Source organism: Streptomyces sp. SID3343 (assembly GCF_009865215.1).
GTDB lineage: Bacteria > Actinomycetota > Actinomycetes > Streptomycetales > Streptomycetaceae > Embleya.
The window spans coordinates 1-15,675 of sequence record NZ_WWJX01000119.1 but is presented as its reverse complement, the minus strand read 5'-3'; the positions used below and the strand labels follow the sequence as shown (position 1 = coordinate 15,675).

Here is a 15,675-nt window from a genome sequence, read left to right as displayed (position 1 = left end):
ACCTCGATCAGGATGTACTGATCACCGGAGAACACCCAGTACTGATTGGACGTGTCCGGCGCCTGCATGACCGCATCGATCCGGGCCGAGAACTGCGGAAGGTCCCTGAACGCCGACCAGTTGCTCAGCGGCTTCGGTTCCTGCATGGGCTGGGCTTTGTGGTCACCGTCGTCCACCCACATGCGTTGGTACCGGTCTCCGAGGAAGACCCAGTACTCGTTCGGTTTGTCGGGAGCCTGCATCACCGCGCCGGTCGGCGCCCGTGTCGCCGTTTCCTTCGGTGTCCGTGTCGCCGTTTCCTTCGGTGTCGGTGTCCCTGGTTCACCGGGTGCCTGATTGGCCGATTCCGCGAACTGCGGTGGCGACTTGGAGGAATGTCCAACGACGTAGGCGGTGACCCCGCCTCCGGTGAGCACTGCGACGACCGACGCGACGGCGGCCCAACGCAGCCGACGCCGCGGACTCCCCGACGACGGCGGAGCCTGCTGTCGCGTCTCCTGCGGCGGCGAAAGAACCGTCGTCGGGCCACACATCGAGCGCAAGGCGACGGCCACGTCGGGGGCGGTGGGACGTTCGTCGGGGTCCTTGCGCAGCAGAGCCTCGACGAGGGGACGCAAGGGGCCCGCGTGCTCGGCAACGAAGGGCGGTTCGTGAGCCACCGCGTACACGACGGCAGCGGGTGAGGAGCGGCTGAAGGGAGCGGTGCCGGTCGCGAGCACACACAGCGTGGCGCCCAGGGAGAACAGGTCGCTCGGCGGCCCGGTCGGCCGGTGGTGCAGTCGCTCGGGAGCCATGAAATCGACCGAGCCGACGATGTCGCCCGTGAGCGTGAGGGTTGCGTTGTCGGCCAGGGCGGCGATGCCGAAATCGACGAGTACGACGCTGCCGTCGCCGCGCAACAGCACATTGGCGGGCTTGACGTCCCGGTGCAGGGCACCCGCCTTGTGCACGGCCTCGAGGGCCGCCAGCAGTTGCAGGCCGATCTCGGCGACCCGGTGCAGTGGCAGTGGGCCCTCTCCGGCGAGGTGCTGGGAAAGCGAAGGGCCGTCCACCAGTTCCATGACGATCCACAGCCGGTCCTCGAACTCGACCAGGTCGTGGATGTCGATCACGTACGGGTGTGAGATGCGGGCGACGGCGCGGGCCTCGCGCAGCACTCGGCGCAGCCGGGTCCGGTCTTCCTCGCCTTCCCCGACGATATGCAACTCCTTGACCGCCACGGTGCGTTCCAGGAGTTGGTCCCAGGAACTCCACACCGTGCCCATGCCACCGCGGCCGATTCGATCGACGAGCCGATAGCGGTCGGCGATCACTCGCTGATAGTCATCATTGGTCACAGCACACGAACATACAGTCGCGCGGGGCGGCCCGTTGGGCGCGCTCTTCGCCCCGCTGTCGGCGTTCCGGAGGAGAGCGTCAGGGTATCCGGCCGGGCGGCAGCAGCGTACGGGTTCGGCTGGGGGATGTCCGTGACGGGCCGGTAGTGGTCGCAGTTTGAGGAGCCTGGCCATTACCGCAGCCTTGGTGGCCGGGGTGAGCGCGACCACCGTGTACGCGAACGCGGACGAGAGCGGAAGCTCCGCGAAGAAGCCGCCGATTCCATCGGCCGCACAGGGTCCCGACAACCTGAAGCGCCCGTTGGCCGTCGGCACTTGGCGCCCGGTCGACCTCGGCGCATACCCGGAGAACATGCGCCGCCTCGACATGGTGGAGACGACTGTCTCCGGCGACGTGCCGGCCACTACGCCCGGCCAGGACGTCCGTTGCCGGAACGGCACGAAATGGAGTGTGATCCCCAACCCGAACATCGCTCAGCCCAAGAGCAGTTCGTACATCGCCGCGCTCGGCGGTGGTCTCCTGGGACGACTTCTACATCTTCGACCAACAGGCCGAGCAACAGCGTTGGCACTGGAACGGCGCCGCCTGGTCGAAGCAGGCCGTCAACGCTCGCTCCACGCTCGCCGCCTTCAAGGCGTTCGCCCCCAACGACATGTGGGCGCTCGGCTGGACGATGAGCGACTGGAAGGCCGAGGCGTTCCACTTCGACGGCGTCACGTGGAAGCCGGTGCCGACTCCGCCCGGCTTCAGCGTCCAGCAGGTCACGGGCGTTTCGGGCCGCGACCTGTGGGTGATGGGCACCGCGACGAAGACGTACGACACGGTGGCCTACCACTGGAACGGCACCGTGTCGAAGGCGGCGACGTTGCCGTCGAGCGACAACGACAACGACAGCGGCGGTGGGGCGAGCGCAGCCGTGACCGTCTCGGCCAAGGAGATCTACGCCTTCGGCGGGCCAGGGCGACGACGGTCAGGGCTCCGGTAAGCCGTGCTGCACCTCCTCGGCACGCCCACCGCGCGCCCACGCCCGCCCAGCCGCGGCGCGTCCTCGTCCACGGCACCGGCACCGGCACCGGCACCGGCGTCCGCCAACACCCCTACGCCGACTTCCAACCTCCGGGGCAGCGCTCCGCCGAACCTCAGCCGCTACGGCCACCGCAGTACCGGAAGCCCCGGCTGACGACCTCGCCGCCGCCCCGCAGCCCGTCACGGCACCCGAGGGCTCAAGGTCTGCGCGGAGGGCCCTGAACCGGGCCGACGGCCCCGGGGCAAACTCGACCCGCCAAGGAGCGGAAGTCCTGCCTCGACCGTCCGGTCCTCCCGGGCACGGGAGAACGGATGATCGGGCGCTTCGTTCGCCCTACAGGTCGGCCTCGGCGAGGAGTGCTTGCGCCTGTTCCCGGGTGAGTATTCGCCGGGTCGGTGGCGGCGTGCCACCGACGTTGGGGTTGCGGCGGTACGTCACGAACCCCTCGGCGACGGGGTTGTTTGTCTCCAGGGTGGCCGCAATCCGCTCGCGCAGGGCCGGCGGGGTGTCCGGGCGGGCCGCGATGGCGTTGCGGACGAAGATGTCCGGGCCTTGCGCGAGTCGGTCGCGCAGACCCGCCGCACGGACGGATCCGGATCATCCGTAAGCCGGACCAACGGTCCCGGCGGATCGTCCGCGGCGCCGGCGGCGATCGCGCACCGGACCGCCGGCTCCGGGTGCTCCGCCAGGCGGGCCCCGGTCTCCGCAGGCACGGAGCGGTTGGCCGCGAGCGAACGTGCCGAGCCCAGCGCGATGATCTCCTCGATCATCTGCTCGGTCAGGTCCCGGCGCAGCAGCGCCACCGTGCGGCGGGCCTGCGGGTGCCGGAGCAGGCGCCACATCAGGTCGGGGGGGAGGTCCTTCTGGGCCGCCGGCGCGCTCGGTTCGGCATCCGGATGCATGGGTCGCAGGCTATCGGGCGGGAGGAATCCGTCGGTCGTCGGCGATGGCCTTGACGGGTGTGGGGCGTTGCCCACGGCCCGACACCGGCGCGGACGTCGGACGCGGTGCGGTCATGGGCCGCCCGGGCGGACGGGGGACGAGTGGCAGGGGTTTGCGGGCGGCGGCGATCGCGGCATCCAGGCCGCGTCGGGCGGCGGCGCTCAGCCGCACGACGAGGTCGGGGGCGTGGGCCGCGGGCCACAACTGGACGAGGTAGCGCTCGCCCTCCGGATCGCCGGCGCTGCCGTCGTATTCCAGGTCGCGTCCGTGCGCGTGGACCCGGACCCGGTACGCGGCCGCCCCCTCCGCGCCGAGGGGCAGGCGCACGGAGGGGACATCGCAGATCTCCACGACGTGGAAGTCGTCGGTGTGCACGGTCAGCGAGGACTCCGCGACGTCCTCCCACTCGCCCGCCGGCGTGCCCGGCTCCGTGTCGTGGACCTCCACCGTCAACGGCATCCGGACACACGTCGCCAGTCCCGTACTCAAGCGGACCTCGTCGTCACGAGCCTGGACGAGACCGGTGGTGTTCACGGAATACGGCCGGTCCCAGGGAAACCTCTCCCCCGCGACCAGGTGCAGAGAGTGATTGTCGACGAACACCCGACCACGCGCGGAACCAACGACGGGAATCGCACCCACCCCCTGATCGGGAACGTCCTTCACAACCGGGAACGTCCTTCACACCGGGCCCCGGAACGGGGAACCGAACCCGCACGCTACGCCGCCGCACCGACAACTGCGGCTCCCGCCGCGAGCGTTCGGCCCCGCCCACTCCGGCGCCCATCTCGGTGGCGGGATACGACTCGACCGGGATGCCGACCAGCCCGAAACGCGCCGAGGCCAGTCCCTGAACGTCCCGATATCACACCGGAAGAGTTCGCGGCGATGGTCGGACCGGTCCTGAACACCGCCGCCTCCGACTGACGGCGACACCTCCACGAGGCGGCAGGCCGCGCCACGCTCGCCGAAAGCCCCGATCGCTTAGCCGAGGGGCTGCACCGCATCCACGCGTTCAGCCGCACCTGATTCCTCAGCCCGGCCAGGCAGGGGCGGATCCGGTTCGCGCAGGTGGTGGCCCGGATCCTCCCCGCTCCGGTCGCGACAGTTCGGGACAGTTCGCGACAGTTCGGGACGCAGTGTCCCCGTCGGCGTCGGTCAATCGAACCTCGCGACGACACGGCGTGCGATCCGTTGTAGTTCCTCGTCGCTCTCGATCGACCTGCATCAGCCGCTGCGACGTCGCGGGGCCAAGGCGGCCTTGAGTGTCGGCAGCGCCGGTTCCGCGGCCGCTCCCATCCGGTCCGGACACGCCACGATGCGGTTCGCCGTCGAGGGGTTCTCCTCCCACGCCCGCAGCAGCGTGTCCAGCACGGTGGGTGTCTCGGGCTCGCCGAAGAGGTCCCAGAGCACGGTGGCCGCCTGGACGCGCTGCCACTCGTAGCTGTGCATCAGCGCTTCCCGCAAGTGCGTCACCGGAATGGGCGCCACCGGTGGGCCGATACGTCCCAGCAGGGCGCCCACCTCTCGGATCCGGCGAACAAGTTCCGGGGAACCGGTTGGGCTTCGCGGTCCTGCTGAAGCTCTTGGAGGCGGAGACGCAGTTCCCGGGCACCGCCCGGAGGCCCAGCCTCTGTGCGGCAAGGTGATCTTGACACGTATGGCTAATGCTATTAGCTTGAAGCTAACGCTTATAGCAAACCTGGAGAACAGCAATGACCGAATACCTCACGTGTGACGACGGAACGATCGCCTACGAGGTCACCGGCAAGGGGCCGCTGGTCGTCTTGGCCCCGGGCATCGGCAACAACCGCGACGCATACCGATTCGTCACGCCGCGACTGGTCGAGGCCGGCTACCGGGTCGCGGTCGTCGACCTGCGCGGTTGCGGCGAATCGAGCGCGCAGTGGCCGTCTTACACCCGCACCGACATCGCCGGCGATCTGATCGCGGTGATCCGCCGACTCGGCGGTCCGGCGGTGCTGGTCGGTCACTCGATCTCCGGCGGCGCCGCCACCATCGCGGCCGCCCAGGCACCCGATCTGGTCACCGGCATCGTCGAACTGGCACCGTTCACCCGCAAGCAGACGTTCAAGCCGGGCGATCTGCGGGTCGGTCGTTACCGCAAGGGCATGCTCCGCCTGATCGGCACCATGCTCGGCAGTCTTGCGTCCTGGAAGAGTTACCTCGACATCGCCTACCCCGGAACGAAGCCGGCCGACTGGACCGCCGACCTGGCCCGAATCGATGCCATGCTCCGCGAGCCCGGCCGGATGAAGGCACTGCAGAAGATGGCCCAGGCCGCACCGGCCGACGCCGGCGCTCAGCTGCCGAACGTGCGCTGCCCGGCTTTGATCGTCGAAGGCTCGCTCGACCCCGACTGGGCCGACCCGCAAGCCGAAGGCGAGGCGATCGTGGCCGCCATGCCGGCCGGGACGGCCCGGCTCACGATGATCGAGGGAACCGGCCACTACCCGCACGTCCAGCACCCCGACGAAGTGGTGTCCCTCGTGATCGCCTTTCTGCAGGCCAACGCGCGTGCCTAGGGCAGGTCTCACGCCGGCCGCGGTCATCGAGGCCGGAGCGGCGCTCGCCGACGAAGTCGGCTTCACCAACCTGACCATGGGCCTGGTGGCCGAGCGGCTCGGCGTACGCACACCATCGCTCTACAAGCACGTCGACTCCCTGGACGCCCTTCGTCGCGGCATCGCCATCCAGGCCAAGAGCGAACTCACCCAGGCAGTGGCCCGGGCAGCCGTCGGCCGGTACGGCCCCGACGCGGTCCGCGCGTTCGCCGACGCCTACCGCCGCTGGGCCCTCGACCACCCCGGCCGCCACGCCGCCACCGTTCGCGCACCCGCAGCCGACGACGAGGAGGACCAGCGCGTGAGCAACGAAGCCGTGCGGGTCCTGTACGACGTCCTTGCGGGCTTCGAACTACGCGACGCCCGCATCGTCGACGCCGCCCGATCACTTCGGGCAGCGATCCACGGCTTCGCCGCCCTCGAAGCCGCCGACGGTTTCGGTCTGACTCGCGACGTCACCTGCAGCTACCACTTCCTCATCGACAGCCTGATCACCGGTTTGCGGGCCGACCGACTCGACCACTCCACATCGTCGGACGACGACCAGGGCGAGCAACACCCGTTTGCGCACCGGTATCACGAAACCGGGACGACGATCCCCGACTGAAAGCGACCACCCGGTACCCGCGGCGGGACCCGAGGTCTCACATCCGGCGACTTCGAGTTCGGCCATGCTGTTCGCGGTGAATTCCCCTGGACCGATCGGCTCCGATCACGATCACGGTCACGGTCACGGGGGAATCGGGCATACCCGCAGCCCCGGAGACATCCACCGCGCCGCACGGCTTCAAGACGCTCGAAGCAGCCACTGACGTCCGGCTCAACACCGACATCGGCTCCGGCTTCACTCCGCGCCGCACGGCTTCGCGACGCTCGAAGCAGCCACCGACGTCCGGCTCAACACCGACATCGGCGCCGGCTTCACCCAGTGATCGCCTTCGATCACGACCTGCAGGCCGCCACCGCTTCCCTCGGCTCCGGGCCGGACCCTCGGCGCCCGGTCGCGCCGATCAACGACAGACGGGGATCATGAGCGACACAAAGATCAGCACGCAACGACCCGGGCACGACCACCTCCGAGGCGGCCTACGCTTCGCCACCGAGCTGATCGCCTGGGTGGCCACCCCCTGGGCCCTTTGGTCGTACTCCATCCCACTGGCGATCGGCGCCGTCGTGCTGCTCATCGGCCTGCCCACCGTCTTCGGCACCCCGGGCGACCGGCCCGGCGGCGACTCACCCGTCGCCGTACCCGGCATCGTCACCATCTTCCTGGTCCTGATCCAACTGGCGGCGGCGACAGCAGCCGCATGGGTGTTGTGGCCGACCTGGACCGCCGCAACGGTGACCTTGCTGTGCCTGATCGTGCCATTCACCGAGCTACCGCGCTGGCGCCACCTGATGAACGCGACCCGCCAGTGACGAACTCGACGTGCAAGGTCGCTGGGCTTGATGTTCCTTGCCCGGCCCGGCGCGTTTGACCGTCTTGCCGACGTTGTGGTGTTTGGCTCGACGGCGACACGTGCGGTCGGCCGACGCCCATCCTCGACGCGTGGTGTCCTCGCCGGCGGGGCTTCGTGCTCGTCGCGCGGACTTCGCACGCGGCGAGTCGGTGGCCGACCGCTGATCGCGGCCGTCGTCGGCTCGGCGGACCGGGCATCCTGAACCATTGGGCACAGGCACGACGTAGGCACGGTTCGACGAGTCGATCCGTCTCGGCAACCGGCTGACACCGGTGGCGCTCCCGGCCGCCGCCGACCGGGGGTTCGCCGTACCCGAGCTTGCGCACGCGCAGAGTCCCGGCGTGATTCGCGGGCCGGGTTGTCGGGCGTTGGCCCGGGTTGTCAGGCGTTGGTGGGTGACGGAGTGGGCGAGGGGCCTGCTACGCGGCGCCGGTGCGCCCGCCTGCCGAGGCCAGTCCCAGCCAGGTGTGCGGGTTGCCTTCCCAGCACCAGCCCAGCTTGGGGGCGCCCTTGCTGATCCACAGCGCGGGGACGCGCTTGTCCTTGTCGCCGAGTCGAGTGCCGGCGAGCGAGAAGCACTTGTTCTTGGCCAACGCCCGCGGGAACTGGGTGACCAGGGCGATGCCTTCCTCCATTGTCAGGCCGGTCCGCCCGCGTGCGGCGACCGTTGCCATCGCGTCCAGCGGGACCACGCCGCAGAACTCCTCGCCGCGTTCGACGTCGAAGACGACATACGCCCCACCTTCGGGCAGGAGCAGGTCCTTACGGGACACGAACCGTTCCAACTCGCCCGGCTTGTAGAAGCGTTCGACGACTCCCGGCTCGGTCTTCCCGGCGAGGGAGGTCAGCGATACCGACTCCTCGATCGGCACCAACGCCCTGGTCACCACCAGGAGGAACGGCACCCGGGCCTCGGACGGCGCAGGCGGGGTCCGTGACGACATGTATTCCAGCACCGGCTCGCGCAACGGTTCGAACAGGCCGCGAAAGTCGGCCTCGGACAGCCCCGCACGCGCGGGATAGCCCTTGTCCGCGAGCGTCCGGATCTGTCGGTCGAACTCCACACCCACGTCGGTTGTGTTCACGTACAGCCTCTCCAACGAAAAACTTGCCACGAACATAAAGTTAGGGCGTTCTGATTCTTACGTCAAGTGTAACTTTACATCGCATGTAAGATACGCCCATGAACACCGACACGGACACCGGCCCGGGGATGGGGCTCCGCGAGTCCAAGAAGCACGAAACCAGGCAACTCATCTCCGACCATGCGACCCGACTGTTCATGGAGCGCGGTTTCGAGGCGACGACCATCGCCGACATCGCCGCCGCCTCCCGCGTCGCCAAGAAGACGGTCACCAACTACTTCGCCCGCAAGGAGGACCTGGCACTGGACCACCAGGACGAGTTCGTCGGCGGCCTCGCCCACACCGTGTCCACGCGGGCCGAGGGCGAGTCCGCGCTCGCCGCACTGCGCCGAGCCTTCCTCGACGGAGTCGAACGGCAGGACCCGGTGATCGGATTCGCCGGAGCACGGTTCACCCGCATGCTCGCCGACAGCCCCACCCTCACCGCCCGGCTGCGCGACCTGCACGACCGGCGGGAAGAAGCCCTCACCCGCGCCCTGGCCGACACCACCGGCGCCCACTCGGACGACCTCCTCCCCCGCGCCGCGGCCGTGCAACTCGGCGGCGCCGAACGGCTGTTGTTCCGGCGGATCACGGAACTGACGCTGGCGGGAAGCGACAACGACCGGATCGCCGCCACCGTCACTGCCGACGCGCACACGGTCTACGGCCTCCTGGCGGGCGCACTCGGCGACTACGCGATCAAGTAGCGCCGACCCGGCCCGCCCGTTGAGGCCCTCATCGAGCGGTCGCCACCACGATCACGGCCCCCGCGTGAGCGGGACGTCGACATGGCTCCGGATGCGGAGGAACCGGCCCGATCCGCGGGCGAAGGGGGCGGCCACGACAGCGATGCCGAAGCCTGCGCCCGGTCGTGTCGCGGCCTCGGCAACCACCTCTCCGCGTCGTGCCGGACGCCGCCGACGAGCCTGGCGACGACCGGGCCGGGTTGGGTCGGGTCGGCTCGGGCCGGGTCGGGTCGGGTGATCGCGGTTACCCTTCCCGCGGCGGAACGGAGCGCCAGGGCCCCTCGGGCCGTGCGGTGGCCGTGGTGGAGGCGCTGTGCTGCGATCGCCAGGTGGTGGCCGGGGACTTGGTGCTGATCGCGGTGGATTCGGCCGGGGGCGCCGCGGCTTCGATGCGGGTCGACACCAACGGCGTCGACGTCACCTCGACCGGCCGGCCGGCTGGCCGGCTAAACGAGGATCGGCTCGGGTGGGCCGGAATAGCCGAGCTCGACACGGTGGTCGGGGAGTACGACCGGACCTCGGGCAAGGTCACCGAGCTCTGGCGGGGCACCGAGATCTTCGGCGGCCGGTATCCCGAACCGTCCTTCTCCGCTGACGGGCACGCCGGTGTCCGGCACGGCTGGGACCGCTTTCCGGAACTGGCGGTCGTGACGGACCGGTTCGGTAGACACGATCGCGTCACTGACCCACCCGGGCGCGGACTACGTGCGTGCGAAGGCGGGTGTCGCCGAGGCGGTGACCTGGAGCGCCCCCGACGGCACCGTGATCCAGAGGATCCTGTGTCGACCGGCCGGGCCGGGGCCGTTTCCGTTGGTGACCCATCTGCACGGCGGTCCGATCTGGAGCTTCTGCAACAGCTGGTCGCCGGCCTTTCAGGGCACGCCCCTACTGGTGAGTCGCGGGTACGCGGTGCTCAATCCGAACCCGCGCGGCAGCGCCGGTCACGGCCAGTGGTTCGCCGAGCAGGCGTTCGACGACATGGGCGGCGCCGACGCGCAGGACGTCCTGTCCGGGATCGACGCGATGGTCGCCCGCAGCATCGCCGACCCGGATCCGCTCGGTGTGATGGGCGGCTCGTACGACGGGTTCCTGTCCGCGTGGCTGGTCACCCGGGACGAGCGGTTCGCGGCGGCGGCACCCACGGCGCCGGTCACCGATTGGATCTCGCTCCACCACACCACCAACATGCCGCACTTCGACCGGACCTTCCTGGCCGACGAGCCACGCTCTTTCACCGGCCGCCACGTCGAGCGCAGCCCCTTGCGCCACGCGTCGAACGTGCGCACTCCCACCCTGCTGACGGCGGGCGCGCTGGACCGGTGCACCCCGGCAGGTCAGGCGCGGGAGTTCCACCGCGCACTGGTGGAGTCGAACGTGGCGTCGACACTCGTGATCTACCCCCACGTGGGCCACGGGGTGAGTGCCTGTTTCTAAAGGTGAGGCTGTGGATCGCGTCGATCATGCTCCTGTTCCGGAAGCCCGTTGGAGGCATGTGTCGATGTACGCCTCCTGCGTTTCCCGGCGGTGTACGAAGGAATGTCCCCAGGTACGTGTGCGGGGGAGCACTGCAGTCGGCTATTCGGTTGAGTTCGCCACGCCGACCGAAGGCACTCGCAGCGCAGGGGTGTTGCGCCGTCTGGTGCCACCGACACAACGAGATGGGTAGACCGCGTTGGTGAACAGGCAGTCGTCCGCGCCTGGGGCAGGCTGGGCCACGTACGACGCCCCGCGTCGGGAATACGCGGCGGTGAACCGAGACGGGAGCCGAGCCTCCGTCGAAGAGTTGACGCGGTCCCACGGGCGGGACGCCCCCGAGACCTTGGAAGCGCGGGGCAGCCTGGCCTGGTGGACAGGGGCGGCCGGTGATGTGGCCCGGGCCCGTGACCTGGCGGCGGCATGGGCCGCGGACGCGGCACGCGTGTGCGGACCCGACGACCCCGAAGTGCTCGGTGCCCGCGGCGAACACGCGCACTGGACCGGCGAGGCCGGCGACCCTGCCGCCGCCCGTGACCTGCTGGCAGCCGTCGTCACCGAGCACACCCGTCTCGTGAAGGAACGCGCCACGCCGGCCGACGTCTTCGAACCTCTGAGAGGGCCGTCGCTGTACTGGCGTATAAGGCACGCCTACTGGACGGGCATGGCCGGCGACCCGGCCGCCGCTCGCGACCTGTACGCGGAACTCCTCCCGGACGTGGCCCGCGTCCACGGCCCACGGCACGGCAACACGGTGGACGCCTATATCGAGGCTGCCCGATGGGTCGGCGAGGCCGGCGACCCGGCCACCGCGCGAGACCTCTACGCGAAACTGATCGATGACCTCACTCGCTGGCGGGACCCCGTAGCACGCGACCTGGCCGAGCACCATGCGTGGTGGGCGATACGTTCGTCCTCGGGTTGACGGGAGCACCGGAACTCACCGCATCAACAACTGGCTGCGTTCACTCGCACCGGGCTGGGATGTACATGTGCACGCCGACAGCATGCACCACTGTCAAGGACGGTGATTCGCTGCCGGGTCGAGGCATGTCGTGGCAGAGTGAAGAGGCGGCAATGTGGCCGGGACCGGGTGGCGATGGTCCGGGCGACCGTCAGTCCCGGCTGTTCTCGCGGGAGGACGGCTGGTTCGTCCGTCGGGACTGTCGCCGAGTGATGCGCCTGGTCATGAGCGTGATCGCGGCCCAGGTGATCAGCGATTCCGAGCGCTGGTTGAGCCGTTCGTAGTCGCGGGCATGTCGACGGGCGTGCATGACCCAGGCGAGCGACCTTTCGACCACCCAACGGCGGGGCAGGACGACGAATCCGATGGCGTCCTTCGGTCGACTGACGGTCTTGAGCGTCAGGTCCAAGCGGTCTTTTGCCCAGGTCACCAGCTGTCCGGCATAAGCGGAGTCCGCCCAGACGATGGTGATCTCGGGGTGCATCAGCCGCAGTCTGAACAGCACCTCCTTGGCCGCGTCGCGGTCGGTCATGTCGGCCGGAGTGACCAGGACGAACAGCAGCAGGCCCTTGGTGTCCACGACCAGATGCCGCTTGCGGCCGTTGATTTTCTTCGCCCCGTCGTAGCCGCGCGAGTCCCTGCCGACGGTCTCTGCGGCTTTCACGGATTGTGAGTCGATGACGGTGGCAACCGCCCCCGGAGCCCGGCCCATCCCGCGCCGGACACGCTTGCGGAGCTGGTCACGAATCTGTCCGACCACCCCGGCCGCCGCCCAGCGGGCCATGAAGCCGTAACAGGTTCGCCAAGGTGGAAAATCCCGGGGCAAAGCCCTCCATTTGCAGCCGGTGTCGACAACGTAGCGGATCGCGTCGACAATCTCCCGCCGTGGGTGCTTCTCCGGCCGGCCGCCGGTCGGGCTCTCGCAGGCAGGCGGCGGCAACAGCGGTTCGATCAGGACCCATTCGTCGTCCCAGGTGTCCGAGGGGTAGCAGCGGTGCCGTGCCATCGTGCCCCTCCCCGGGAGGACGGGGTCGGGCCCGGCCGATCCGCGGCCGGCCCCGACCGATCAGGCGTCGATGTAGTCGGCGATCACGTCGAGCGTCGACTCGACGGAGTTGAGCTGGGGGTTCAGGTGCTTGATCCATCGGCCCTTGGGTTGCAGGGCCGCGTGCGGGGCGACGACCCCGGTGATGAACCGGCGGATCTCGGTAAGTTTCTCCCGGATCACCGCGACCTCGTAGGCCTGGAGCTCGGCGGGGTCCGAGCAGAACTTGTAGCCGTCCGCCCGCGTCCCAGATCAGGGGCGGCCGGCCGCGTTCGGTGATGATGTCCCGCAGGCAGGCCAGGCCCGCGCGGGCCTGGTTCGGCGACAACTCGGTGGATCTGACCAACTGATTGAAGGCCAGACCGGCCGGCCGTGCCTCGAAGAGCACGAACCGGACGGTGTCCGCATGCCGTTGGGCCACGGGCGATCTGCGCTCGGAGGCCCGAGGCATCGTCTATTCGCCCTGGAGGAGTCGGGCCAGCTCGCCGTCGACGTCGACCCGACCGGTGTCGACGGCCGTCTCGATCCAGTCCAACGTGGCCCGAACGCGGGCGACGTTCTCGTGCACGATCGTGCGCTCGTCGTCCCCCAGTTGCCGATCCCGCATGCCCGGGACGACCCGGCCGGCCGCCGCGACGAACGCGTGGCAGGCCGTGACCAGGTCCAGAAACTCCACCGACCGATCGATCCGGCGGACCGCCGGCGCGACCGGACTCGTCTCCTCGAAGTGTTCGCGAGCCTGCCCCCCGCTCGACCTGGGCGTGATTGACCTGGTGGCGGGCAGTGTCGTCCCTCATCGCCCGGAACGCGACGTCGGGGCGCCGCAACAGACCGGTGGTCACCTCCGCGGCGACGTGGTCGTCGCGGGTCAACTCCTCGACGACCCGGACCTTGTCCTCGCTCTTGACCTGCGCGACCACCGTCGGCCGCCGCAGGAAGTCGGTGGTGACCACGGCGGCGACGTCCTCGTCACGGGCCAGGATGTGAATTGCGCTGACCTTCTCCTGTGGCGTGACCGGCCGGTCGACCTGCCGGCCGACCCGGCGCCTGGCTCCGTCCGCGGTCCACCGGGCCTCGCCCTCCGGCGGAGTCAGGATCGCGGGGAACCGCTCCCGCTCGTGGGCGATCACCGCCAGAATTTTGTGGACCGTGAAGGAAACCCCGGACTGGCGGCGTTCCCTCGGCCAGCGTGAGGCCGTCCACCGGGTCTCCTTCACCGAGGAATACGACAGGCCGATGTCCTCGGCCAGCCGGAACAACGACTCCTTGACCGTGAACAGTTCATCGCCTCGCTCCTGGCCGCCGACCTCCCTCATCGGCTCGATCTCGAGCGCGTAGTGACCGATCGTGAACTGACCCCGGGTCTGGTTCTCCACGATCTCGCGAAGCTCGGCCACGATCTGTTCGTAGCGGCTGCAGCTGACGCTGTCGACTCTGTCGGTGTTCATGGACTCTTCGGGCATGGGATTCACCACCCCCCGCGAGCGGGGGCACGGCCCCTTCGACCGTGACGAGACGTCGCCCCGCTTCCGAGACCGAGATTCGAACGGTAAATACGAAGATCCCAGCAAACGACCGAAAGTGACCGGAAGATACTCGAAGGTGCCATTCGGATGCGTTCGCCGTGCGGTCACGGTGACCGTTCGTCGAACGTTTCGTTCCGAGTCCGCCACGCCCTCACGACACAGCGACGAGAGCAGTAGACGGCGTCCGATCGCCGGTCCACCCCCGCCACCCAAGTGGCCCCGCACTCGGGGCACTCGGCCCGGCCCGTGCCACTCAACTCCGCCGGCACCCGCTTGCGCAGACGGCGGTCCTTGCGCCACTGCCTGGCACGACAGACCCCTGAGCAGTACACGGCACCAGGCCGCGCGTCCGTTCTCAGCCGCCCACCACAGCCCGGACACACGCGCTCCCCTGTCGGCCCGGCGCCTTCGTACACGACACCAGCCTAGGCCCCGAACTCTTCACGAAGCCGGGATCAGAAACAGGCGCTGAGCTTGTGCTTTATGGTCTGGCGCCTGATGCTCTGTCAGCGCTGGGCCCTATCCTCCGTGAACGTCACAGAGGGAATGGGAGTCGTTGCTGTGCAGATCGCAGGTGTCGACCTGTACGTGAATCACCCGGTGATGGCTCTCGGTTCGAACGAGTGGATACCCACAACACTGGCTCTCGACAACGAGCCCGCGGCAGCCTGCGACACCCACGTCATTGTTCGGGTGCAGGCCCAGGTGGGGCTGGTCAAGGTCCGAATCTTCACGGATCGCAGTGAGGCGGGTGGCGCGGGACGGGATCCAGAGGCAATGACCACAGTGTTCGACGGACAACTTCTGCTGAGCGATGGGCGGCTCGTCGTGGGGGATGTCATCGGGGAGAGCCGGTTCATCACGTCCCTGCTCGGGAAACCGGGCAGAAGGCGGGTGCGGGTCTCGGTCGACGCCGCGCAGGGACGGGCCCGCGCCGTTGACATCGTCATTGGCGCCGAGACGGTGTGACAGGCCGCCCATCGACTCGAAGGTGGCGCAATTGCGGATTCTCCGTACGGCAAGCCGGACTTCGTCTGATCATGTGCTCCGACCAGGGTGAGCTGATCAAGACAAAAGCCGTGAGGATGAGTCTGCGGCCTGCTGCTGACCTCGAACAATGCCTCGAACGGGATCGCTCGTCCGGGAATTCGCCGGACGGGACACGGCCTTCGTCTGATCATGTGCTCCGACCAAGGACACACGTAATCGACACGAAGGCCGTGGGGGAATGAGTCTGCTGCACCACGATGTTCAGCGGGAGCCGTTCGCGGAAGCGTCACACTTCCGTGAGGACTTCTTCGCGTGTCTGACCGCGCGGCGTGACGAACTGTTCAAACTCATGGACGCGTTGCTGTGTGCGGACGGGCCGGTGACGGCGCCGGTGGACCTGACGCTGCCGGCCGAGCACCGCCGCGGGCACGGCGCGCTGTACGACGCTCTCA

General features: G+C 69.0%; 14 protein-coding genes and 3 pseudogenes. 9 read left to right on the top strand and 8 right to left on the bottom strand.

All coding sequences use genetic code 11. The annotated features are described in order from the left end of the window. Positions 1-1,337: serine/threonine-protein kinase (locus GT354_RS04135; RefSeq protein WP_161354793.1), on the bottom strand; the 1,337-nt coding region annotated here is incomplete at its 3' end. A gap of 512 nt (positions 1,338-1,849) precedes the next feature. Here GT354_RS04135 and GT354_RS04130 point away from each other — a divergent pair. Further along, complete coding sequence (locus GT354_RS04130) at positions 1,850-2,323, top strand: hypothetical protein (protein WP_161354792.1); 474 nt, start codon at positions 1,850-1,852, stop codon at positions 2,321-2,323. A gap of 476 nt (positions 2,324-2,799) precedes the next feature. Here GT354_RS04130 and GT354_RS04125 read toward each other — a convergent pair whose 3' ends face one another. The 3 genes from GT354_RS04125 to GT354_RS04115 form a co-directional block, all read right to left on the bottom strand. After that, complete coding sequence (locus GT354_RS04125) at positions 2,800-3,267, bottom strand: hypothetical protein (RefSeq protein ID WP_161354791.1); 468 nt, start codon at positions 3,265-3,267, stop codon at positions 2,800-2,802. A gap of 10 nt (positions 3,268-3,277) precedes the next feature. Further along, positions 3,278-3,841 (bottom strand): hypothetical protein, encoded by a 564-nt coding sequence (locus GT354_RS04120; protein WP_161354790.1) that lies wholly within the window; start codon positions 3,839-3,841, stop codon positions 3,278-3,280. A gap of 693 nt (positions 3,842-4,534) precedes the next feature. Next, on the bottom strand, positions 4,535-4,831 hold the full coding sequence (locus tag GT354_RS04115; protein WP_161354789.1) for a hypothetical protein: 297 nt from the start codon (positions 4,829-4,831) through the stop codon (positions 4,535-4,537). 191 nt (positions 4,832-5,022) lie between these two features. On the opposite strand from GT354_RS04115, the gene GT354_RS04110 reads away from it, so the two are divergent. The 3 genes from GT354_RS04110 (at position 5,023) to GT354_RS04100 (ending at position 7,311) form a co-directional block, all read left to right on the top strand. Beyond that, positions 5,023-5,853: an alpha/beta hydrolase gene (locus GT354_RS04110; RefSeq protein WP_161354788.1), complete on the top strand. Its 831-nt coding sequence runs from the start codon at positions 5,023-5,025 to the stop codon at positions 5,851-5,853. Next, entirely contained in the window at positions 5,846-6,499 is a 654-nt protein-coding gene (locus GT354_RS04105; RefSeq protein WP_161354787.1) for a TetR/AcrR family transcriptional regulator, read from the top strand. Before GT354_RS04110 ends, GT354_RS04105 begins: the two co-directional genes overlap by 8 nt. A 422-nt stretch (positions 6,500-6,921) precedes the next feature. Continuing rightward, positions 6,922-7,311: a hypothetical protein gene (locus GT354_RS04100; RefSeq protein ID WP_161354786.1), complete on the top strand. Its 390-nt coding sequence runs from the start codon at positions 6,922-6,924 to the stop codon at positions 7,309-7,311. Positions 7,312-7,771: 460 nt separating this feature from the next. On the opposite strand, the gene GT354_RS04095 is transcribed toward GT354_RS04100, so the two are convergent. Then, positions 7,772-8,437 (bottom strand): DUF5701 family protein, encoded by a 666-nt coding sequence (locus GT354_RS04095; RefSeq protein WP_346011836.1) that lies wholly within the window; start codon positions 8,435-8,437, stop codon positions 7,772-7,774. A gap of 98 nt (positions 8,438-8,535) precedes the next feature. Between GT354_RS04095 and GT354_RS04090 the strand changes: the two genes are divergently transcribed. The 3 genes from GT354_RS04090 (at position 8,536) to GT354_RS04080 (ending at position 11,623) form a co-directional block, all read left to right on the top strand. Next, positions 8,536-9,186, top strand: a complete 651-nt coding sequence (locus GT354_RS04090) for a TetR/AcrR family transcriptional regulator (protein ID WP_161354784.1) — start codon at positions 8,536-8,538, stop codon at positions 9,184-9,186. Positions 9,187-9,930: 744 nt separating this feature from the next. Then, positions 9,931-10,659: a prolyl oligopeptidase family serine peptidase gene (locus GT354_RS04085; protein ID WP_161354783.1), complete on the top strand. Its 729-nt coding sequence runs from the start codon at positions 9,931-9,933 to the stop codon at positions 10,657-10,659. 349 nt (positions 10,660-11,008) lie between these two features. After that, a complete protein-coding gene (locus GT354_RS04080; RefSeq protein WP_161354782.1) occupies positions 11,009-11,623 on the top strand; it encodes a tetratricopeptide repeat protein in 615 nt (204 codons plus the stop codon). 190 nt (positions 11,624-11,813) lie between these two features. On the opposite strand, the gene GT354_RS04075 is transcribed toward GT354_RS04080, so the two are convergent. From GT354_RS04075 to GT354_RS04065, 3 genes and pseudogenes are all read right to left on the bottom strand, one after another. Next, on the bottom strand, positions 11,814-12,668 hold the full coding sequence (locus GT354_RS04075) for an IS5 family transposase (protein WP_161354781.1): 855 nt from the start codon (positions 12,666-12,668) through the stop codon (positions 11,814-11,816). A 60-nt stretch (positions 12,669-12,728) separates the two neighbouring features. Next, positions 12,729-13,158: pseudogene (locus tag GT354_RS04070) on the bottom strand (RacP protein). Positions 13,159-13,161: 3 nt separating this feature from the next. Then, positions 13,162-14,170 (bottom strand): annotated as a pseudogene (locus GT354_RS04065) (DUF6192 family protein). A 624-nt stretch (positions 14,171-14,794) separates the two neighbouring features. Here GT354_RS04065 and GT354_RS04060 point away from each other — a divergent pair. Continuing rightward, positions 14,795-15,202, top strand: coding sequence for a hypothetical protein (locus GT354_RS04060; RefSeq protein WP_161354780.1), 408 nt, complete (start codon positions 14,795-14,797; stop codon positions 15,200-15,202). A 259-nt stretch (positions 15,203-15,461) separates the two neighbouring features. After that, positions 15,462-15,675: pseudogene (locus tag GT354_RS04055) on the top strand (transposase); the annotation flags it as partial.

Excerpts from the sequence above, each read along its gene's own strand:
- GT354_RS04125 (WP_161354791.1), bottom strand. The coding sequence starts at position 3,267 with ATGCATCCGGATGCCGAACCGAGCGCGCCGGCGGCCCAGAAGGACCTC.
- GT354_RS04110 (WP_161354788.1), top strand. The coding sequence starts at position 5,023 with ATGACCGAATACCTCACGTGTGACGACGGAACGATCGCCTACGAGGTC.
- GT354_RS04100 (WP_161354786.1), top strand. The coding sequence starts at position 6,922 with ATGAGCGACACAAAGATCAGCACGCAACGACCCGGGCACGACCACCTC.
- GT354_RS04090 (WP_161354784.1), top strand. The coding sequence starts at position 8,536 with ATGAACACCGACACGGACACCGGCCCGGGGATGGGGCTCCGCGAGTCC.
- GT354_RS04075 (WP_161354781.1), bottom strand. The coding sequence starts at position 12,668 with ATGGCACGGCACCGCTGCTACCCCTCGGACACCTGGGACGACGAATGG.